The 19,765-nt window shown below is 47.5% G+C and carries 20 protein-coding genes; 7 read left to right on the top strand and 13 right to left on the bottom strand.

Annotation, left to right across the window (positions count from 1 at the left end; genetic code table 11):
- Complete coding sequence (gene mobC, locus H8K29_RS06775; protein WP_186896955.1) at nucleotides 1-396, bottom strand: plasmid mobilization relaxosome protein MobC; 396 nt, start codon at nucleotides 394-396, stop codon at nucleotides 1-3.
- Nucleotides 397-839: 443 nt separating this feature from the next.
- On the opposite strand from mobC, the gene H8K29_RS06770 reads away from it, so the two are divergent.
- The gene (locus tag H8K29_RS06770) at nucleotides 840-1,070 is read left to right on the top strand and encodes a hypothetical protein (protein ID WP_186896954.1); all 231 of its coding nucleotides are present in this window, start codon (nucleotides 840-842) and stop codon (nucleotides 1,068-1,070) included.
- Nucleotides 1,067-1,264, top strand: coding sequence for a hypothetical protein (locus H8K29_RS06765; protein WP_186896953.1), 198 nt, complete (start codon nucleotides 1,067-1,069; stop codon nucleotides 1,262-1,264). Before H8K29_RS06770 ends, H8K29_RS06765 begins: the two co-directional genes overlap by 4 nt.
- A 791-nt stretch (nucleotides 1,265-2,055) precedes the next feature.
- On the opposite strand, the gene H8K29_RS06760 is transcribed toward H8K29_RS06765, so the two are convergent.
- Entirely contained in the window at nucleotides 2,056-2,727 is a 672-nt protein-coding gene (locus tag H8K29_RS06760; RefSeq protein WP_186896952.1) for an HNH endonuclease, read from the bottom strand.
- A 66-nt stretch (nucleotides 2,728-2,793) separates the two neighbouring features.
- On the bottom strand, nucleotides 2,794-4,158 hold the full coding sequence (locus tag H8K29_RS06755; RefSeq protein WP_186896951.1) for a site-specific integrase: 1,365 nt from the start codon (nucleotides 4,156-4,158) through the stop codon (nucleotides 2,794-2,796).
- 126 nt (nucleotides 4,159-4,284) lie between these two features.
- On the opposite strand from H8K29_RS06755, the gene msrA reads away from it, so the two are divergent.
- Entirely contained in the window at nucleotides 4,285-4,812 is a 528-nt protein-coding gene (gene msrA, locus H8K29_RS06750) for a peptide-methionine (S)-S-oxide reductase MsrA (protein WP_186896950.1), read from the top strand.
- A gap of 15 nt (nucleotides 4,813-4,827) precedes the next feature.
- On the opposite strand, the gene H8K29_RS17900 is transcribed toward msrA, so the two are convergent.
- Complete coding sequence (locus H8K29_RS17900) at nucleotides 4,828-4,962, bottom strand: hypothetical protein (RefSeq protein ID WP_255423282.1); 135 nt, start codon at nucleotides 4,960-4,962, stop codon at nucleotides 4,828-4,830.
- Nucleotides 4,963-5,033: 71 nt separating this feature from the next.
- Between H8K29_RS17900 and H8K29_RS06745 the strand changes: the two genes are divergently transcribed.
- Both H8K29_RS06745 and H8K29_RS06740 read left to right on the top strand, forming a co-directional pair.
- A complete protein-coding gene (locus H8K29_RS06745) occupies nucleotides 5,034-5,597 on the top strand; it encodes a lysozyme (protein WP_186896949.1) in 564 nt (187 codons plus the stop codon).
- Nucleotides 5,598-5,607: 10 nt separating this feature from the next.
- The gene (locus H8K29_RS06740) at nucleotides 5,608-6,666 is read left to right on the top strand and encodes a hypothetical protein (RefSeq protein WP_186896948.1); all 1,059 of its coding nucleotides are present in this window, start codon (nucleotides 5,608-5,610) and stop codon (nucleotides 6,664-6,666) included.
- A 39-nt stretch (nucleotides 6,667-6,705) separates the two neighbouring features.
- Here the strand turns inward: H8K29_RS06740 and H8K29_RS06735 are convergent, their stop codons facing one another.
- The 4 genes from H8K29_RS06735 to H8K29_RS06720 form a co-directional block, all read right to left on the bottom strand.
- Nucleotides 6,706-7,185 carry a hypothetical protein gene (locus H8K29_RS06735; protein ID WP_186882963.1) on the bottom strand — a complete coding sequence of 160 codons (480 nt, stop codon included), beginning with the start codon at nucleotides 7,183-7,185 and terminating at the stop codon, nucleotides 6,706-6,708.
- Nucleotides 7,186-7,247: 62 nt separating this feature from the next.
- Entirely contained in the window at nucleotides 7,248-8,399 is a 1,152-nt protein-coding gene (locus H8K29_RS06730) for a glycosyltransferase (RefSeq protein WP_186896947.1), read from the bottom strand.
- A gap of 194 nt (nucleotides 8,400-8,593) precedes the next feature.
- Nucleotides 8,594-9,229, bottom strand: a complete 636-nt coding sequence (pdxH, locus tag H8K29_RS06725; RefSeq protein WP_186896946.1) for a pyridoxamine 5'-phosphate oxidase — start codon at nucleotides 9,227-9,229, stop codon at nucleotides 8,594-8,596.
- Between the two features lie 76 nt (nucleotides 9,230-9,305).
- On the bottom strand, nucleotides 9,306-9,839 hold the full coding sequence (locus H8K29_RS06720) for a hemerythrin domain-containing protein (RefSeq protein WP_186882966.1): 534 nt from the start codon (nucleotides 9,837-9,839) through the stop codon (nucleotides 9,306-9,308).
- Nucleotides 9,840-9,954: 115 nt separating this feature from the next.
- Here H8K29_RS06720 and tcdA point away from each other — a divergent pair, with 115 nt between their 5' ends.
- Together tcdA and H8K29_RS06710 are read left to right on the top strand one after the other, a co-directional pair.
- Nucleotides 9,955-10,770, top strand: a complete 816-nt coding sequence (tcdA, locus tag H8K29_RS06715) for a tRNA cyclic N6-threonylcarbamoyladenosine(37) synthase TcdA (protein WP_186882967.1) — start codon at nucleotides 9,955-9,957, stop codon at nucleotides 10,768-10,770.
- Between the two features lie 169 nt (nucleotides 10,771-10,939).
- Nucleotides 10,940-11,446 (top strand): chemotaxis protein CheW, encoded by a 507-nt coding sequence (locus H8K29_RS06710; protein ID WP_186882968.1) that lies wholly within the window; start codon nucleotides 10,940-10,942, stop codon nucleotides 11,444-11,446.
- Between the two features lie 123 nt (nucleotides 11,447-11,569).
- Here the strand turns inward: H8K29_RS06710 and H8K29_RS06705 are convergent, their stop codons facing one another.
- The 5 genes from H8K29_RS06705 to H8K29_RS06685 form a co-directional block, all read right to left on the bottom strand.
- Nucleotides 11,570-12,322 carry an energy transducer TonB gene (locus tag H8K29_RS06705; RefSeq protein WP_186896945.1) on the bottom strand — a complete coding sequence of 251 codons (753 nt, stop codon included), beginning with the start codon at nucleotides 12,320-12,322 and terminating at the stop codon, nucleotides 11,570-11,572.
- Between the two features lie 420 nt (nucleotides 12,323-12,742).
- Entirely contained in the window at nucleotides 12,743-13,783 is a 1,041-nt protein-coding gene (locus H8K29_RS06700; RefSeq protein ID WP_186882970.1) for a GMP reductase, read from the bottom strand.
- Nucleotides 13,784-14,058: 275 nt separating this feature from the next.
- Nucleotides 14,059-14,985: a metallophosphoesterase gene (locus tag H8K29_RS06695; protein WP_186896944.1), complete on the bottom strand. Its 927-nt coding sequence runs from the start codon at nucleotides 14,983-14,985 to the stop codon at nucleotides 14,059-14,061.
- Between the two features lie 192 nt (nucleotides 14,986-15,177).
- On the bottom strand, nucleotides 15,178-17,382 hold the full coding sequence (locus tag H8K29_RS06690) for a TonB-dependent receptor (RefSeq protein WP_186896943.1): 2,205 nt from the start codon (nucleotides 17,380-17,382) through the stop codon (nucleotides 15,178-15,180).
- Nucleotides 17,383-17,795: 413 nt separating this feature from the next.
- Nucleotides 17,796-19,511, bottom strand: coding sequence for an alkaline phosphatase family protein (locus H8K29_RS06685; RefSeq protein WP_186896942.1), 1,716 nt, complete (start codon nucleotides 19,509-19,511; stop codon nucleotides 17,796-17,798).
- Nucleotides 19,512-19,765 lie beyond the last annotated feature (254 nt).

Raw genomic sequence — 19,765 nt, 5'->3', positions numbered from 1 at the left:
TTATGCTCCGTCATTTAAATTGGAAATTCTCTCCAATTCAGTTCTGATTTTTTCAAGTTCTGCGATCAAAATTTTGGCTGTAATGAAGTCATACTTTGAGTTCACCTGCTTCGTAATCTGATTGAAATTTGATCCAATTTTTCCAAGTGCTCCAGCAACTTTGAGGCGATCAATGTTGGTCTGTTTTATATTATTAAGGTGAATTTCGACAATGTCTTCTTCTCCAAAAATACAGGCACGAGCATAACGAGCCATTGAATTATGTCTTCCAATCTTGTGCCATTCATTGATCAGTGCTTCAAATTCTATTTCTGATAATTTAATTTCAAAGCGAGTATTTCTCTTGAACTTATGATCGTCATTGGTTCTTCCTGGGTGTTGTTTTAGTTCTGCCATCATTTGTCTCCGTATTTATTCGCAAGGGTCATAGGGCAACGCCCTATCAAGGGATTTCTCTAGGACATAGGCTATGAAATAGCCGTATTGTCCGTATAGAGAAATTGGCCTTGCTTTATGTATATTTCTATCTTACGAAATAGGAATTAAATGTCCACGATCTTGGGTGAAAGTCGATAGCGAAGACAAGTATTCATTGAGATTTTCTGAGGTGATTTTGGTGAAAAAATCACGAGAATGAATACGGGTATTCATAGTTTTGGCGAGGTTGAACATTGATATTCATTGCTACTTGAATACAGGTGTTCTGTCGCTCGCGGTCGATCTTTATCCACGTTACGAAGTTAGAAAGACTGTGAATACAGGTGTTCAAGTCGATAGCAAGTGCGACTTGATTTTGGCTATCCATTTGTTATCTATTGAATATATTCAAGGAGAAATAAATGGAAAGAACAAATGTATTTTTTGAGTCTAATGATCTCAACCGATTGAAAGAAATTGCCGCACAAAATGAACAGAGCTTGGCTTGGGTCATTCGTAAAGTGGTTAGTAGCTTTGTCAAGTTTGTAGACGAAAAGCAGTTGCCAACTTCTACCGTTGCGGAAGTGAATGCGGCAGTCAGTGAAATAGATCCTGCAAGTGTGTGGGCTGATTTTTTGGGTGAATCAAAATGAGTTGGTTTCCAGAAGCAAAATATCAGAAAGAACATTTTGATATTTGCCATGAATACGATCAGGTTCACCAGAAAAATCCTGACATGAGTGAAGAAGAAAAATTTCGTGTGCTGAATGAGTTCACTGATAAATTGACTATGCTCATGCTTAAATATAGACATGAAAAACTTCAAGCAGAGAGATCACGAAAGTGAAAATGGACCAGCTCGTCTGGGTCCTTCTGGAACAAAAAAAGCTACTCAATGAGTAGCTTTTGTATTTGGAGTGTGGAAATTTTTTGCCGTTTCCAATTTTGTTTTATTTCATAAAACCTCTAACGAGATAATTTATGCTGGTGTACTCTTAATCTATTTTTCTTGTGTACAGTTGATATATTTTTTACAGATAATAGTTGTACAGTCTTTTTCCTTCTTATCCGTTCCCGTTGGTCACTACTAAGAAGGAAAAAGACTCCCTTGCGTTTTTGAAATTCAAAAAAGCAGGTTGTCTATTCCTTCATGTGTTGGCCACATATCGGACCAGAAGATAGTTAATCACTTCTGGTTAGTCCATTCACCGTATTAACACAGCTTAATCATGGTTGGACCTTAAGACTCTCATTGGGGCTCTGATTAAATCTCATTCTAGCCTCCTTCACTATAATAGTGTCGTTACCTATCACTCAATGCCTTTTCCAGTTACCAGACTGCTATTAAATCAACCTGATTATTTTTACCTGTGCCTGTTTTGTGATCATTCACGTTAGCAATTTTTCGAATCGTTCACTAGACCGTTAATACAAAAATTGCCCTTGTTTCACCAACAAGAGCAATTAATCAGAATTCGGTTATTGACAATTTTAAAAAATCAAATATGATTTAACTGTATGTTGGTAGTATACCTATACGATAATTTGAAAGAATGTCAAGGGTATGCTGTTAGAAACCGGGTGGTGCTGAATCTAACGAAATAAAAAAGGCGGGTGATTACACCAGCCTTTTTTATTTTATTCCAAGATCGGTTTTAATTCGCCTGCTTTTAATTTTGCGAGCATTTCTATTCTGTTTTGAAATTCAGATTCACTTAGAAAACCTTCTCTAAACAATCGCCTCAAAAAATTTTCCGCAGAACTGTTGCCCTTTTTGTTGTTGGCTTCTCGTGAAGCAGCAACTAGATTTTTATATCCATTGCCACCATTTGGTCTAGATACCACGTGCTCCACGACAAAATTGCTTTCGTCAAGATCTTGAAAAGTATAAAAGCATTTGTATCCTTCTCGCTGAAGAAGTAATAATCTGTTTTCTGGAACATTAAAAAAATCCATTTCTTCTAAACTCAATTGGATTTTTTCTTCTTCCTCAATTATTAAATTATCAATTTCATGTGGAAGGTGTAATTTTATTAATCTTCCAGTATGAGTTGTTTTGATAATGGATATGCAGCCTTTTTGTTCCAAGGATGTAAGCTTCAGGTAGGCAGTGTTTTCAGACATTGGCTTTCCCTTTTCTCCAGTTCCGCATGCCATTCTTGTACGTGCGGACTTGAATCCAATGGTTACTTCGCTCAGATCAATCAGTCTACTATGACGGAATATGTAGAGATAAATTGCTTGTTCATAGGTATCCAATTTTGGACTAAGAAAGTCTTGGAATTGAATAAAAAATTCTTCTAAATTCATTGCTTGTCTCTTTCTTTGAGAGTTGGAATGCTGTTTTGCAGTGTTGTTTTAATTTGCACAATAAAATCACGCTGTAAATTCGAGCAGAATGGTTAGCAACTCATTTTTTTCTTCATTGCTAATGCTATTTGATTGCTGTTTTTCTTTCAATTCATTCAGTCTTTTAATGTTGTTAACATCATCCATTATTGGAGTGAAATAGTGCTTATTCGTAATGTCTGGATTGTCATGTCCAAAAGTTCTCAATGCACCTTGTTGGGTGTCAGTGGACATAAGTCGTGTTCTAACGTGCAACTCATCGAATTTACGAACTGACGAAAAACCAAGAATATTTGCAACAAGCAAAGAATTATCATTTGCCTTGGACAAGGTTCTTGAAATTGCAGTTTTTCGGAAATCGTGGAACCTCAAATCGAATCCATGCTTCTTCACTTGTGCATGAAAGATTCGATCAAAACCCATAATTGTATAATTAAAGAAATTGCCTTTATCATTCTTTGGTTTGAGTGTGGCAATGTATTCCTGTGCTTCTTTGGTCAAGTAGACTTTTCGTGGTTTACCTGACTTAGTGTGAATGAGTTGAATATAATTTTCTTTAACCTGATCTTTTTTGAGTGTGATGACTTCACTTCTTCGCATTGAAGTGAGTAAAGACAGGTTGGAAATTTCGTAGAGTTCTGGGTTTGAATATTGTTTAAATGCGGTGAAGATTTTTTCAAGCATTTGATCGGAAATGAATCCTTCACGTTTCAAGGAATTATTCTTCAACAAATCACGATCATATTCACGACAAGGATTGCGAAGTTCAACAATAGAATCCAGTTCAGAAAAATATTTTGCCTTGTTGAAGACATTGGAAATTTGTGTGATCTCTCGTTGAATTGAAATAGGTTTCAATCCAAGTCGCTTCCTTGACTTGATATAGTTATTAATGTCAATTGGAGTGATTTTGCGAATATCATATTTCCCAAAATATTTGTAGACTGGATCTTCAGGATTGCCGACACCCATATCAACTTTTTCTTGATAGGTAAGTGATCTATCAAGAATAGAGGTTCCAAGAATAATATTGAAAAAAGCTACCGTGCTTGCATGGTTTCTTTTTTGAAGTTCTGTTTCTCGTGGTTTGGTATCAATGTAATCACGAATGTAGAGCTTCACAAAATGCTCAAAACTAAAATCGTTGCGATTTTCTTTGTCAGAACGATATTTTTCTTCTTCTGTTTGTTCAATGGAATAAATTAGTTTTTTACCTTGAACAGTTTTTGATAATGCCAAATATTCTTTGGCTTCATTCAAGTTGTCAAAAACTCTACTCCGTTGACCTTTGAAGTTCTTCCTTGTAATCCGCACACGATATGCACTCTTGACAGTGCCATCTTTTAATGTCCAACTAATTTCTTGGATACCTCGCGGTGTGGCAGTGGTCATCAGGAACCTCTAAAATTTGGCTGTTCTATTGGCACATTTTACAGCGATCAACCAATCTTTGGTAGTGGTTGTTTCGGTTCCTGAAATGCTGTGAACCCTTATGCAACAAGGACTTAGGAGAGAAAAATGACAGAAACTATCGTGCTTGGTGGAGGGTGTTTTTGGTGCACTGAAGCGGTGTTTCAACAAATTCGCGGGGTGCTGAAAGTGGAATCCGGTTATACCGGCGGCAGTGTGCATCAGCCCAGCTATGAGCAGATCTGCACCGGTCAGACTGGTCACGCAGAAGTGGTGCGGTTGACGTTTGACCCGGCTCTCGTTTCTTATCGTGAATTGCTGGAAGTGTTTTTTACGATACATGATCCGACGACGCTGAATCGTCAGGGTAACGATGTCGGAACGCAGTATCGTTCCGCGATTTTTTATCATGGCGAACAACAGAAAAAAATAGCGCATGAAGTGGTCGCGGCGATGGCCGCGGTATGGGATGCACCGATCGTGACGGAAATCACGATGGCACCGATGTTTTATATCGCCGAAGACTACCATCAGAATTACTATCGCCAGCACCCTGAGCAAGGCTATTGCGCTTTCGTGGTGGCGCCAAAAGTGGCAAAAGCGCGTCAGGTTTTTGCTAAAAAATTAATTGATTGACATATTTATTTGATACTATTCTTCCAGAACCTGTTGCATAGGTTTTACACAAAATTGTTCCCGGTAATCGTTCGTAGCGATCGTGACGCCGCAGGCCGAAGCGCTGCAACACACGGTAAGACGCGGCAACACCACCGGGGCGGTTGACATCAGTCCTGCTATATAGATACGGATGACGATATCAGGGCTCCGCACCGATGTATTCTGTTCTGGAGGCTGCAATGGCACTACGCGATGTGAATCAGGCGACGGTAGATCTGGTCAAACAATACGAAGGGATACCGGACGGTAATCCCACAACAGATAATATTGATCCTTATCTGGATCCGGTTGGTATCTGGACTATAGGATGGGGTCATGCGATCACCTATCAGGGGCGCTTCCTGAAAGGGGCTGCGGATAAGGCGCAGGTGCAAAGCCTGTATCCCGGTGGCATTACACTCGCTCAGGCCGAAGCCTTGTTGCATACGGATCTGATGAATGCAGGGCGCGATGTGTCATCGGTAGTGCTGGTGTCCCTGAATGACAATGAATTCGGCGCGCTGACCAGCTTTACCTTCAATCTGGGCATCGGTAATTTGCGCAGTTCAACGTTGCTGAAGATGCTCAATGCGAATAACCGTGCTGGTGCTGCAGATCAGTTCGGGCGCTGGGTCATGGCGGATGGCAAACCCTTACCGGGACTGGTCAAACGTCGTGCCGCTGAACGGGATTTATTTCTGACGCCGGTGGTGTCGCAAGCCGACCCGCTTGTACCACCCGCACCACCTGCACAAGCAGCCTGAGGAGAAAACGATGAATACGCTGTCTTTTCTGTCTTCTACGTTGCAACGATGTTTTGTTGCTGTCCTTTTTTTCTGTGGCCTGCCAGCCAGCGCCGCTGACACTGTGCGTTCGACCGAGATTGTTGCCGTTGAACTCAATCATCGTTTCGTGATTTCCACTCCCGGTATTTGTGAGCAGTTGAGCAGTGATCAGTATGCCGAAGTGGAATTACGCATACAGGGGGAACTGACTCCGTTGAAACCGATGGATTGCAATCCGGCTGCCACCGGATATGGTTTGCAATTTTTTATGCCGCAGCTCGATGGCAGCGATCTCGGCGCCATGCGCGAGTTGCTGGTCGGCTCCCCATGGAAAGATGCAAAACACGGCTTTCGGCGTGATCTGCCTTACAGTCTTACCTTGAACACCGCTGTTGGCGGTGGTGTACTGGTGAGCGGAATGTTGCGCCTGCAGGTATTGCGTCCTGCTTATCTGTTGCTGGGCTTCGGCTTTATTCTGGGTGTCGGCTTTGCATTGTTGCGCCTCGGGCGTGATTCGGGTTTATTGCGGGATGTCACCGATCTCGCCGTACGTAGTCGCAGTTTCAGCCTGTCGCGGGTGCAGATGGCATGGTGGTTTTTTATCGTCTTTGCTTCTTATATGTGGTTGTGGCTGGTCGGGGAGGGAATACCGACCTTCTCTAGTCAGGCGCTGGGCTTGCTTGGTATCGGAAGTGCCACGTATTTTGCCGCCGCCAGTGTGGATGCGACCAAGCCACCGGTTAATAGCGAGAGTCAGGGATTCTGGAGCGATATTCTGAGCGATGCTCAGGGGTTGGCTTTGTACCGTTTTCAGATGCTGGTGTTCAATCTGTTGTTTGGCGTCCTGTTCATTTTGTATGTTGTACAGCATGTCAGCATGCCTGAATTTGACGGCAATATTCTGACCTTAATGGGCATGAGCGCCGGCACTTATGCGGGTTTTAAAATTCCCGAAAAAACGCAGAATACACCGGTTGCCGTGACGTCGACAGCATCGGTGGCGGACGTCAGCGAGGATCCTAAAAAAGCCTACAGCGCAGGTGCCTGAGGTACAAAGACGTTGTACCGCTGACGTAGTTTTTCTGCCTCAGCGGACTTTTTCTTTTTTGTAGGAATAGCAAAGCAACAGGATGGCGACTACTCCGCCTATCCAGTAATCTATGGGTGTTCCCCATAGCCAGTGGCGATGCCAGGGAACCAGCACGGGGTTAAAGCTGCTGATGCCATAGGCGGGATTCATCACGAACCACAGGCAATCTTCCGTGATCCAGAAAATGATAATACAGGCGGCTATGCGCGCTTGTATTTTCCAGCTCCATTGCGACATCCAGATGATGGGAAAATGGAAAAAGATGGCGATAAACGGAAATACCCAGGCGTGATAGCCGGTCATGGCGCGACCACCCCAGAACAAATCAAGCAACCAATGGTTTTTTATGCGCCAGGTTGGCAGACTACCGCCCCAGCCATTCGCACCTTCGATCTGAATTTCCACCTGCGCAAAAAATACAGCCAGCACAAAGACCCATAACAGGGTTAAAAATAAGTTTTTGAAGGATGAATTCATACGCTTGAAGTGAGTGTGAATGACGTGCTGTGGTCTGGGAGTTGTTGCTTGATTGCTCAGCGTTAGCTTGCTGTTTGCATTGTGTTTGCCTCTTGCCGTCCGAATACTTGTGTTAAGACATCGGCTGCAGCATGTGGCTTACCTAAGGCGAGCGCTTTGCGGCGCATCTCATGTAATTTTTCGGGCTGGCTGAGTAGTACGTTCAGACGGTAGGCAAGGCTGATATGGTCGTGGGCTTTCAGTGCGACACCTTGTTCGAGTAAGAAATCGGCATTCCTTTCTTCCTGTCCGGGAATCGGTGATGTCACGATCATCGCCACGCCACTGGCAAGACATTCCGAGGTAGTGAGGCCACCAGGTTTGGTAATGACCAGATCCGCACAAGCCATCAGACGTTCAACCTTGTTACTGAATCCGAGTGGCAGCAGCTTGCCAGGATAATGCTGTGCCAGCGCCTGCATTTTATGCAGCATCTGCGTGTTATTTCCTGCCAGTGTTATCAGTTGAAACGGCGTCTCTAAGCGCAATAAGTGCGCGGCCAGTTTGTCGAGATCGCCGACACCGGCACCGCCGCCCATCAGCAAAACCGTTGGTTTGTGCGGGTCCAGTCCATACTCCGCGGCACAGCTGCGGCGATCATGCCGTTGCGTGAATCCGGGCATCACAGGAATGCCGGTGACATGTATTTTTTGCGCAGGAATGCCATTCTGGCGCATGCGTTCAGCGACTTCGGCATTAGCGGCGAAATAGCCTGCCATATTGTCATGCACCCACATGCGATGTAAGTCGAAATCGGTGACTTGTACCCACACCGGGCAGTTGAGTTCCGATTTTCGTATCAGATACGACAGCATTTCTGCCGGCAGGAAATGTGTGCAGATAATCGCATCGGGCTGAAATCCGGTCAGCATTTTTTTCAGCGGGCGGGCATTCAGTCTTTCCACGCCACGACGTAGTTTTTCGAGGAAGCCGTTGGCCTGCGCGCTATTACTTGCATGATACAGATAGCCCCATAGCAGCGGAGCGCGGTTGACGAGTCGGATATAAAAATCGGTATAAATCTTGCGAAATCCGGCGGTAACAAAATCCATCACATCCAGATGGCGTATTTCCGCTTCTTCGTCGCCTGCCAAGGCACAGGCGAGCAGCGCTTCTGCGGCCCGTTTATGCCCGCTCCCCGCAGAAACGCTGAGCAACAAGATTTTTTTTCGCATGAATTTGAACTGATCGGAAACGATCATTCAGCATAACAGTGCAGTGTGATGACTTGATGACGTGATCTGAGGCAGCAGTCCACGGGTTTTTTGAATGCCGGCGCGAGATAAAGAAAATCCCCCGGCCAGGCACATAGCAACGGGGGATTTGTACGCGCCATATAAGACGGCGCAGCAGAAAGCGAGAGAGCTGATTAAGGCTGTAAGCGGCCTATACTCCATCTGCCATCGGCATTACGGGTGTAGACGATACGATCATGCAGACGCGAACTGCGGCCTTGCCAGAATTCGATTTTTTCCGGTACCAGACGGTAACCGCCCCAATGTTCTGGGCGCGGCGGTTGGTCGCCAAATGTGCCGACAACACTGGCTAACTGCTGTTCCAGCAGATCGCGATTGGCAATCGTCTGGCTCTGGGCTGATGCATTGGCGCTCTGGCGGCTACCTAATGGGCGACTATAAAAATACGCATCGTTTTCTTCGGAAGACACTTTTTCTATGCGACCTTCAATGCGAACCTGACGTTCCAGAGCAGACCAAAAAAATAACAAGGCCGCGTAGGGATTGGCTACCAGATCCTTACCTTTCGCACTGTCGTAATTGGTGAACCAGCAAAAACCACGTTGATCAAATTCCTTAATCAGCACGATGCGGGATGTTGGGCGTCCGTCATCATTGACAGTGGATAAGCTCATGGCGTTTGCTTCGGCAGCATCCGCTTTTAATGCCTGGTCAAACCAGACGCCAAACTGTTCAATCGGATCAGCGGCGACGTCTGATTCGGTCAGGCTGGCTTGTTGATAATCCTTGCGGAGATGGGCGATAGACATACGATTCCTTTAAAAACAAAATGGGGTTGTCTGTAATTACGGCTGACGTTATGGCGGCACAGTCGGGGTTCAGGCGCTAGGCGCTGATGCCCCGGCGCGCCTGCATCGCCGCACCTAATTTCTGCATTTGTGCAGCACTGAATAAACGCTGCGCCATCGGTGCGATCTGACCTTCTTCAATTTGCATATGTTTGGCATACAGCGCTGCAAAATCCTCAACCTCGGCAGCCGATAAATCAGTTCCTGTACCATCTTCAATTGCCTGCAACTGAGCGCCCAGTACTTTCCACTGCGCTGCCATTTGCTGATGCTGCTGCAAGATATCTGTCAGTAATACGGCCAACAGACTCGCATCCTCACCGGTGGCGGTCGCTTGCAACTCAGGCAGTAAATCAATTTCTTCATCTTCATGATGCAGAGGCGCTGCTTTATTGAAGTACCGCAAAACAGCTTTCGCCGCTTGCTGCGCATTTTCATCAATACCAACATCATTCAGATGCACTACCAGTTTATCCATCGTTGCAAGTTGTTTGCGGATACGGTCGTGGCAATGTTTAAGAACGGCGAGTGGCTGATCAAAGCCCGGCGCACTGTCAAATAAGTTGTTCATGCAGACTCCTTCTGGAGATGTTGATCATCATTATGCAATACCCATTGTAGACCTGCTTGCGACACATCAACCGTGGTCTTGTAAAATGGCGCCTGATTTTAAATTTCTTCTTATTATGCAACAAGATTCTGACATTGATTTTGATCGTCGTTTTGGCGGTATCGCACGGCTATATGGCAGCAATGCCCTGACACGTTTTACGACCGCTCACGTCTGCGTGATCGGCGTTGGCGGTGTCGGTTCATGGGTTGTGGAAGCGCTTGCCCGCAGTGCTATCGGGCGTATTACGATGATCGATCTCGATAACGTTGCCGAATCCAATGTTAATCGCCAGATACAGGCGACCAGTGACACTCTGGGGAAAGCCAAAGTGACAGCCTTAGCGGAGCGGATAGCCTTAATCAATCCTTTTTGTCAGGTGACTGAGGTTGAAGATTTTGTGACGCCGGACAACCTTGATGCGATGCTGGGACAGCATGGTTTTGATTATGTGATTGATGCAATTGACAACGTTAAGGCAAAAACGGCATTGATCGCTTATTGTCGTCAGCACGCGATTCCTTTGATTACGATAGGCGCAGCCGGTGGACAGACTGATCCCGGCAAGATAGAAATTCGTGATTTATCGCGCACCGAGCAGGAACCCTTGCTGGCGCTGGTGCGCAAGCGCTTACGACAGAATCACGGTTTTCCGCGTGGAACAAAAAGTAAATTCGGTATCGACGCGGTGTTTTCTATGGAAGCATTGACGATGCCGGAAACGGCTGAGGCGTGTGAGGTTGATGCCAGCAGTACTGACAGCGCTGGCAGCACCAATGGTATAAGCGGCCTGAACTGCGCTGGTTTCGGCTCTTCCGTAGTGGTGACGGCATCGTTCGGTTTAATGGCGGCAGCACATGTTCTGCGTCAATTAGCGCAGCTTGAAAAATAAGTTAAAAGCCGCTTGAGCAAGCATAAATCAAGTAAAATTAGTGCCTTAAGGAAATATTTTGACGAGAGTGGTGTGCGGCGATACATCACATCGTCTTAATCTCATCAGAACGCAGGCAGATAAACACCTTGACGTCTTTTGTTTTAAATTTTTTTTAAGGAACAGAACAATGAGCGTTGCTGAACTTAGCGCAACAAAAGCAGATTCTGATGATCGTCAGGCGATCCAGAAAGATCAGGAATTTCTTGCTTTTCGATTGGGCTCCGAGGAATACGGTATTCCGATTTTACTGACCCAGGAAATTCGTAATTTTGAAGCACTGACGCGGATTGCAAATGCGCCGGAATACCTGAAAGGCGTAATGAATTTACGCGGCGTCATTGTCCCCGTGATAGACATGCGTTTGCGTTTCGCGACCGGAGAGGCGACGTTTGACGCTTCGACTGTGGTGATCGTGCTCAACATCGACGGGCATGTCATAGGAATGATCGTTGACAGTGTGTCTGACGTTGTGACCTTGCCAGCCTCGGCAATCAAACCGCCGCCAGATATGGGAACGACGTTTTCCTCTGATTATCTGGTTGGTCTGGGCGACATTGATGACCGTATGATTATTTTGCTGGATATTGAAAAACTGATGTCTGGTCCTGAACTGGGTCTGGTCAGCAAGCAGTAATCACAAGCAATTATCCATCTTTATCATCCAACATCAAAAAGCCCTGATCAGCGTGAAGCGATCAGGGCTTTTTGATGATTAGCAGAGCGGTTTAGCGGAGCGGCATATTTGCCGTGCAGAGGCCTAGTCTATTTTGAAATTAAACTCGGTGACCGTTGTCTGCGCTCTCGATATCGGCGCGTATTTCCACTGCATCACTGTAGCAATGACTTCTTTATCAAAATGCCTGGGCGGGCGGGCTTTCAAAATCTCCACCTGCGACACTTTGCCATCCGGTTCGACATGAATTTTGGCGCTGACCACACCTTCAGTCACGCCTGCACGTGCCGCACTTGCAGGGTATTTAGGCTGAACACTGTTCAGCAGTTTTAATACGATGCGCTCTGGCTCTGCTGCTTTTGCAACAACCGGAGCAGGGGCGGCAGCGACAACCGGGGGTGCTTCTACCGGTTTCGTCACGACAGGTGCCGGCGCGGGAGCCGGGGTCGAGGCGGCTGCCAAGACTTCCCGTGCAACAGGTGAAGGTTTAGCTGGAGGTGTTTTACTTTCCTGCGCGCGTTTTGCTTCCAGCGCCTGCTTCTCTTTTTCTTTTTCTTTGGCTTCTTTCAGCAGTTTTTCTTCCTGCGCGATTTGTGCCGCCGTTTTGTTGGATGCCTGATCCATCCATTTTGTTACGTCTGCGACATGCCCGTGATTGACCGGATTTTTGACCAGACCTGTCGGCATTTCACCTGAGGCGGCGGAGGCAGCGGTTTCCTTGGGTGCTTCTTCTGGTGGCGGTGTCTTGGAACACGCCGTAATCAATACACCGGTACAAAGTATGGCGAACGCAGACGTGCGGCGTTTATGCGCTGGTTGTTGAACTACCTTATTCATATTTCTCCCTATACAAATCGGTTGCTGCATCAATATCTTTTAGTGCTTTGTGCCGATATCACCCGGCTTTTTATATTTTTCGCAAAAGAAAATTCAGTTCAATTGGAAGTTAATTGTATAAAAGATATATTCCTATCCTGACATGGAATAATTTCTATAGCAATATTTTTGTGATGACTTCTTTCAATGTCACTATTGTTTTGAAAAAAATCACAGCAGGAATTGTGCCAGCGGATATCTTTTAAAAAATCAGGCTGTTTCCAGACTTGAACAGGATGTTTACCGGTAACCGTCACCAACGGGTACGGGTGTTATGCACTTGATTAGTGCTGAATTGTTGCTGTTGTGCGCTATAAATCAGCGTGGATGACGCTTCTCTTGCCTTGCAGTGTTGCGTGGCAAGAGAAGGTGAGGCAGGTATCAGGATTTACCGAATACTTCGTTGAGTTGCTGAGTGACCCGGATAAAGGTGGTGCGTTTAGTCAGCTCTTTGAGTTTATGTGCGCCGACATAGGTGCAGGCAGAGCGTACGCCGCCAAGGATATCCTGCAGGCTGGCTTCTACCGGGCCACGGTAGGGAATCAATACTTCTTTTCCTTCCGATGCACGATATTTCGCAACGCCGCCCGCATATTTGTCCATCGCAGCGCGACTGCTCATGCCGTAGAAGCGTTTAAATTGCTGGCCGTCCCGCTCGACCAGATCACCGCTGCATTCATCGTGGCCAGCCAGCATGCCTCCCAGCATGATGAAATCGGCACCGCCGCCGAACGCTTTTGCCAGATCGCCAGGAACAACGCAGCCACCATCGGCACAAATTTGCCCGCCGAGACCATGTGCGGCATCGGCACATTCGATAATCGCCGATAGTTGCGGATAACCAACACCTGTCATTTTGCGGGTGGTGCAGACCGAGCCTGGGCCTATGCCCACTTTGACAATATCAGCGCCGGCAAGGATCAATTCTTCGGTGATATCACCTGTCACCACATTGCCCGCCATGATGGTCAGATGAGGGTAAGTGGCGCGTACCTTTTTAACGAAATTAATGAAACCTTCGGTATAGCCATTCGCCACATCGATGCAGACGTATTCAATCGCATTTTTTGCGCGAGCCATGACAGCTGAAAATTTTTCAAAGTCAGCTTGTGTAATGCCCATCGAATAAAACGCGGTCGATTTTTTTTCCAGCGTCGAGAAATAGCTGACCAGTGTGTCCTCGTCGTAGTGCTTGTGCAGGGCGACTGATAACTGATGGCCTTCCAGTGCCCGCGCCATTTCTATGGTGCCGGTGGAATCCATGTTGGCAGCGATAATCGGAATACCGTTGTAGGTTTTGCCGGAATGGTGAAAGACGAATTCCCGGTTTAAATCAACTTGGGCGCGGGATGTAAGGGTAGAGCGCTTGGGACGGATCAACACGTCTTTAAAATCAAGTCTCAGTGTTTCTTCAATATGCATGACGACTCCGTAATGCGTCTGGCGGACGCGGGAAGGGACAACCCGGGCGATCAATCAGATAAAACGCACCAAGTCGTTGAGCCGTAGTTAAGTATAGTCCTAAAAAAATGCCGGTTTGGAATTGATTTTGAAATGAGGAATATCACCGCTGACGTATACGCGGGATCACGGCAGAGCAGTAATCATTAAATTCGTTTGCAAGACTTAATAAAAATGCGGCTTAGCAGGCAGAATACCTCGCTAAGCCGCATTATTGTTGAGACTAAGTGTGAATCTTAGTGGCAGCTTCCCTTGCCTTTATCGCTGAAATTGCTCCCCTGTACTGGCAGAAATTCCCACTCATAGGATTTTTCCTGCAGCGTCAGTTTCAACACGCCATGCGTATTGTTGTCGCGGATTTCGGTTGCCGCTTTTGGCAGAAACATCGGTGTCAGTTTAGCGCCACCAGTACCGACGACGAAACTGCGGATGCCATTTTTATCGTCCCTGTCGCCGTTACTATCAAGTGGTGCAAATCGTTCGTAATCGTGATCGTGAGACGTCAGTACGATGTCTGCTTTGGCTGCCGCCAGGATTTTCCAGATGCTGTGCATGTGCGGGTTGTTGCCGTGTCCGCCGGAGCTGTAGGCAGGGTGATGCCAGAACGCCAGTGTGCACGTTTGTTTGCTATGACTGAGTTCTTCTTTCAGCCAACTCACCTGCTTCTCCATCTGTGCAGGATCAAGATTACTGTTGAGCGAGAGTATCTGCCATGCACCTGCGTGCTTCGCATAATAGCCGCGCCGCTCTGGCCCGGCGATCTCACCGAAATAATTATAATAGCCCAGTGCTTTCGGCATGCCATATTCATGATTGCCCGGCGATGGCAGCGTGCGCTCTTTAAAGCGTCCCCAGGTCGGGTCATAACAGTCGCTGAACTCCTCCGGCTTACCGATAGGATAAGTATTGTCGCCGAGCGTGATCACGATGGCATTGCTGTCTTTTTCCAACGCACTGGCGATCATATCTGAGGTGCGTGCGGCGACTGATTCCGCAGCCGGTTTTTTCCGGCAATCGGCAATGTCACCGGCGGCATAAATGGTGACGGCTGTGGGAACAGAATTTTTTTGATTTCCTTTTTTTGTCGCCGGACTCTGGTGAGCAGGCTGAGCGAGTGCAGATGAAATCAGAAGTGGCAACAACAGAGAGAAGCGCAAACGCATAAATATGTCCGGACAACAAAAGGCAATAACAGAGGCGCGTATTTTACCTGTTCGCCAGCCTGTGCTGTGATGCTTTTGCTATGCTGTGCGCGTTGCTTGTTGCATAGATAAACACCCCGTAGCCAGCGTGCCAGATACGGGGCGTTGAATAAAGCTATCTGCTGAGAGCGGACAGCCGGGTCAAAGCGTCAATCAGATCTTGCCGCTGACAGTCACGAATAACTGACGCGGTGCGCCGGACAGCAAGGTCTGTGCAGTGCCGGTTGGATCAAAGGTCTGGAAGCCATTTGAACCTATGGTGCTGAAGTATTGTTTGTTGAGCAGGTTTTCAACATTCAGCTGAATCGAGAAATCTTTAATGCCACCCAGATTTTTCTGTTTGTAACCGGTTGACAGATTCATGACCCAGTATGCAGGAACGCTGGCGTCGTTGCTGTAGGTGTAGAAACGCTTGTCTGTATATTTTCCACCGACGCGGCCAAACCATTGTGGCGTTTCATAAGACAGTTCAGTTTTGAACATCAGCTTTGGTGAATCAACAACCTGTTTTCCAGCGATATCGACCAGCGTTTTGCCGTCCATATAGTTGGATTTATATTGCGCATCGTTATACGTCAGCGAGTTGAACAGAGACCAGTCTTTCGCCAGCGTCCACATTGCCGCCGCCTCGATACCTTTGGCTTCTACCTTACCAACGTTGACGAATGTGCTTGGACAACCAACAATGCCCGCGCAAGTAGCGACTGCCATCAGGCGGTCATCGAAACGTGTGAAATAGGCTGCGACGGAACCGACCAGACTATCAGTTTTGAAGCGATAACCGGCATCGATAGTTTTCGATGTTTCTGGTTTGATCGTGCCGGCACTCAGATTAAATGCAGTCTGTGTCTGAGAAAACGGGCCACTGACACCCGGTTGATAGGCGCGCATATTTTCCGATAAGCTGAGGAACAGTTCATCGGATTTCGTCAGTGCGTAATTCAGACCCAATTGCGGCAGGAAGTTTTTAGAAGCGGTCAGATCACCGGCCGCGCGGGTACCGACCACGTTGACGGCATTGATTTTGACGTTCGGAGATTTGAAGCCGACATTCAGTTTCAGCTTATCCGCCATCAGGGAAATCGTATCCTGTGCGTAGAACTGAGTGGTCGTGGTCGTGAAATTTTGTTTGAAGCCAGTTGATGTGGGATTGGTCAGGAACTCGTTGGTATCCTGTCCGCCAGTGGCATTATAAAAATTACGTGTCAGTGTGTGCAGGCTGCTCTCTGCCCAGAAGCCGCCATTGAATGTGTGTTGGCCAAGTTCGGCTGTCAGGTCGGCAATCACACCGTTGCGGCTGATCGAATATTCTGTGGTGCGGATAGAAATTGGCAGACCATTCGTTGAAGGCGTGTAAGGCGTGTACCAGTGACCCTGACCTTCATTACTGTGGTGGTAAGCCGTTGTTTTCAGATAGACGTCGTCACCAAAGCGGTTATCCAGTGTCGCGCCGAGCAGGCTGTCTTTACGCAAGCCGCTGCCCTGATAATACGCATCATCCAGGCTATTAACTTTGCCGGTATACACACCTTTGGCGGCATTGACGGCACGCTGCCAGTCCGGTGCATAGTTATCCCAGTCGTAGCCTAGACGGTTTGCCATTTCTACCGACAAATCCTGATAGTCGACTTCTTTACGGTCTGAGTAATTAAAGAAGGCCGTCAGCTTGCTGTTGCCCAGTTTTTGTACCAGTTTGGAGTTAAAAATATCCTGATCCTGTGCGCCTGCACCTTTCCATTTTTCTGCACGTTGACGCGTCACGCTCAGATAGGCTTTAGTGCCGGAAGACAGCAAACCGGTATCAACGCGTGCGAAGGTGCGATAGGTTTTGTCGCTGCCAATCGTCTGCGAGCCCGTGATGCCGAATTCATCTGTCGGTACAGATGAGAAGAATTGCACGGTACCGCCCAGATTGCTGGTCGATGCCGTACCAACTGCGCCAGCACCTTGAGACAAGGTCACGCGACCAATGTTTTCAGATGAAATTGCACGGCTGATATGCAGACCGTTGTTGTTGCCGTAGCTCATGTCGCCGAGTGGCACATTGTCCAGCGTGAAGCCCATTTGACTCTGATTGAAACCGCGTGCGCTGAAACGTGTAGACCACTCATAGGCACCGAACGGGTCAGCAGACTGGAAGCTGACGCCAGGTAGTTTTTCCAGGACTTTCAGTGGGCTGCTGCCAGGTAAAGCCAGCGCCAGGTCTTTTTTGGAAACGTCTTGTACCTGACGTGTATTGCCTTGGCCGAAGATAACGACGTTGACAACGTCTGCAGGTGCTTCTTCTGCGAATGCGGGAGCAGCAAAAACTTGCAGCAAAATCAGATACAGCGGGGAACGACGAAGTTTGGGTGCCATGATTGGGTTCCTGAGTCGATGATGAATAAGAATGCGAAGATGTTGTGTGCCTTCAGGCGGTTCTGCAGAGCGGGTATCAGTTAATCTGATACTTATCTGAAGAAGCGCGGAAGCAATGTGCTTTTAATGCGTTGAAAAGCAGAAGTTTCCGGACGTCAACGCGGCAAAGTGTAGTCAGCCAATATGACAGGAAAGTGAATTTAAACTGGAAGAAATACTCGCTACATTTCAGCAACAACATCATCAATAAGGTCATCACGAGGACATATTTACGACCTGTTATCCAGTCTTGAACGTAATATCTGAGGCCATTTTTTTGAAAGCCCATCATTTGAAAGACAATAAAAAAACAGGCAAACAGCAATCGCTGCATACCTGTTTTTTTACGCGGATGATGACGGTTGTGCCTGCGCTTACGGTTTCTGTTTGAAATCAAACATGCCCATCAGGTCGCCCAGTGCAGGGCGGTTCAGCGGCACATACGGATTTTTCTTATCCACGATGGGGTTCGGCAAATTGTCGCGGCTGCGTTTCGACAGTGGTGCCAGCTTCCAGTTGCGCTGTATGAATTTCAGTATCGATGCGTGATCGTAATAAGTATGATCGACATGCCCTTTTTTCGCATATGGTGACACTGCAACCAGCGGGATACGTGTGCCGTCGCCGAAGAAATCAATCAGTTGCACATAGCCGGAATCGTAATAGCCACCGCCTTCATCGAAGGTGATCAGGATCGCGGTTTTTTTCCATAGTTCCGGATTGGCTTTGACGCGGGCGATCACATCGGCAGCCAGTTCATCAAAACTGGATTCCGAGGCATAGCCGGGATGACCGGACAGGCTGTCGTAAGGCGCGATGTAAGAAACAGCAGGGAAGGATTTCTCCTCTTTTTTTACATCGACATAAAACTGATGCATATCCTGTAATTTGTTTTTATCTGGCCCGGTCATGGTTGACGTGAAGAACGACGGCGTATCGCACATGGCGCAATACTCTTTGTCCACATTCTTACCGTCATTACGACCACCGCTGTACCATTTCCAGGAAATACCGGCAGCAGTCAGCGCATCGCCGATGTGAGGAATCGTTTGTGGCGGCAGCAAAAATTTATCCGCACCCAGTGCCAGCGGTTCACCCAGTGGCGAGTAGGCCGGGTCCATATTGTTGACCATGTAGTAGGTATCCGGCGCGCAATTGCCCTGATTGAATGCCTGATACGGTAGTTTTTTCAGAAAGGCGTGTATACCGGCAGCGCCAGGTTGCGATAGATCAGCGCACTGAATATATGTGCCGCCACGGTAGCCGTCTTCGGTGTACCAGTTATTGGTGTTTGGCTGTGGATCAGGGTTCTCTATCATCTTCGCAGGAGGCACCGCAGGCTTGCCCTGATCGGTATAGAAGGTCACGTCACCGGTTGCCAGCGCCAGATAGTTAACGGTGGTGCCGCCCATAATAGGCTGGTGATAGTTATCGGCAATCGCGTAGTTGTCGGCCAGTTTTTTGAAGGTCGGCGCATCGCCGGTGGACATATTGTAAAAGCCCATCGCAATGCCACCCTGATAGGTGCGACCAGGGGCGAAAGGAATCGGGGCATTGCTTGGACCAACCCCCGTCATTTCTGCGACCCAGACAAACAGGTCATTATTGCCGCCGTTAATCTGTTGCCACATCTGGAAAAAACGGTGCACCGGATCGCCGGTATGTGCACCGTAGCTGACGTGCTTGGTAATCTGATAGGGCCCATTAGGCATGTCTGCCGGAAAACGCGCATCCGGTACGTCATGACGCTGGCCGAAAGCACCGGCAGCATACGGCTGGGGCAGGCTTGGATAAGTAGCTTTGACGGTTGGCGTCGGGGTATAGGCCGTAAAATTTTCCGCTGTCTTCTGCGCTGCCAGATGGTAGTTTGGCCCTGGCGAACCATCGGCTTTGACAATGCCTTTAGACCACAGGTTAGAGATGGTCTGCTTCTTTTTTGGCTGATACACGCCGTACAGATTGTCAAATGTCCGGTTTTCACCCACCAATACAATCACATGCTCAATCGGTGTGGTGGTAACAGTCTGGGCATAGCTGCCGTGGGCGTACAAAGTGCTGAGTAAAAGCACTGACAGGGGAGTTTTTTTCATCATGGGTCAGCAAAGGTTAGTGAAGTATTCGATACATTGCGGCGATCGCCCGGCTAGCTGATGGATGTCGTTGGCAGGTTTTCCTGCTACGGTCAGAAACGATAACGGTACCGACAGATGTCCAGGGAGTGTGAGTGTCGGAGAGCGATGCTAGCAGCGGCAGATGACGTTGATGTGACAAGGACTTGCGTCCTGATGAAGGTTGCTGATCCTGCTGTAAATAGAAAAACAGGAAGTGCATTGCGCACTTCCTG

Source organism: Undibacterium sp. CY21W (assembly GCF_014284265.1).
GTDB classification, from domain to species: Bacteria; Pseudomonadota; Gammaproteobacteria; order Burkholderiales; family Burkholderiaceae_D; genus Undibacterium; species Undibacterium aquatile.
This window is presented reverse-complemented; position numbering and strand designations above follow the sequence as displayed.

Bases quoted from the DNA above. Each gene is read 5' to 3' on its own strand.
- H8K29_RS06710 (WP_186882968.1), top strand. From the start codon at position 10,940: ATGAGCGTTGCTGAACTTAGCGCAACAAAAGCAGATTCTGATGATCGT.
- H8K29_RS06690 (WP_186896943.1), bottom strand. From the start codon at position 17,382: ATGGCACCCAAACTTCGTCGTTCCCCGCTGTATCTGATTTTGCTGCAA.
- H8K29_RS06740 (WP_186896948.1), top strand. From the start codon at position 5,608: ATGAATACGCTGTCTTTTCTGTCTTCTACGTTGCAACGATGTTTTGTT.
- H8K29_RS06730 (WP_186896947.1), bottom strand. From the start codon at position 8,399: ATGCGAAAAAAAATCTTGTTGCTCAGCGTTTCTGCGGGGAGCGGGCAT.
- H8K29_RS06700 (WP_186882970.1), bottom strand. From the start codon at position 13,783: ATGCATATTGAAGAAACACTGAGACTTGATTTTAAAGACGTGTTGATC.
- H8K29_RS06685 (WP_186896942.1), bottom strand. From the start codon at position 19,511: ATGAAAAAAACTCCCCTGTCAGTGCTTTTACTCAGCACTTTGTACGCC.
- H8K29_RS06720 (WP_186882966.1), bottom strand. From the start codon at position 9,839: ATGAACAACTTATTTGACAGTGCGCCGGGCTTTGATCAGCCACTCGCC.
- H8K29_RS06735 (WP_186882963.1), bottom strand. From the start codon at position 7,185: ATGAATTCATCCTTCAAAAACTTATTTTTAACCCTGTTATGGGTCTTT.
- H8K29_RS06765 (WP_186896953.1), top strand. From the start codon at position 1,067: ATGAGTTGGTTTCCAGAAGCAAAATATCAGAAAGAACATTTTGATATT.
- H8K29_RS06755 (WP_186896951.1), bottom strand. From the start codon at position 4,158: ATGACCACTGCCACACCGCGAGGTATCCAAGAAATTAGTTGGACATTA.
- H8K29_RS06760 (WP_186896952.1), bottom strand. From the start codon at position 2,727: ATGAATTTAGAAGAATTTTTTATTCAATTCCAAGACTTTCTTAGTCCA.
- H8K29_RS17900 (WP_255423282.1), bottom strand. From the start codon at position 4,962: ATGTCAACCGCCCCGGTGGTGTTGCCGCGTCTTACCGTGTGTTGCAGC.
- H8K29_RS06770 (WP_186896954.1), top strand. From the start codon at position 840: ATGGAAAGAACAAATGTATTTTTTGAGTCTAATGATCTCAACCGATTG.
- mobC (WP_186896955.1), bottom strand. From the start codon at position 396: ATGGCAGAACTAAAACAACACCCAGGAAGAACCAATGACGATCATAAG.
- H8K29_RS06745 (WP_186896949.1), top strand. From the start codon at position 5,034: ATGGCACTACGCGATGTGAATCAGGCGACGGTAGATCTGGTCAAACAA.
- msrA (WP_186896950.1), top strand. From the start codon at position 4,285: ATGACAGAAACTATCGTGCTTGGTGGAGGGTGTTTTTGGTGCACTGAA.
- H8K29_RS06695 (WP_186896944.1), bottom strand. From the start codon at position 14,985: ATGCGTTTGCGCTTCTCTCTGTTGTTGCCACTTCTGATTTCATCTGCA.
- pdxH (WP_186896946.1), bottom strand. From the start codon at position 9,229: ATGTCTATCGCCCATCTCCGCAAGGATTATCAACAAGCCAGCCTGACC.
- tcdA (WP_186882967.1), top strand. From the start codon at position 9,955: ATGCAACAAGATTCTGACATTGATTTTGATCGTCGTTTTGGCGGTATC.
- H8K29_RS06705 (WP_186896945.1), bottom strand. From the start codon at position 12,322: ATGAATAAGGTAGTTCAACAACCAGCGCATAAACGCCGCACGTCTGCG.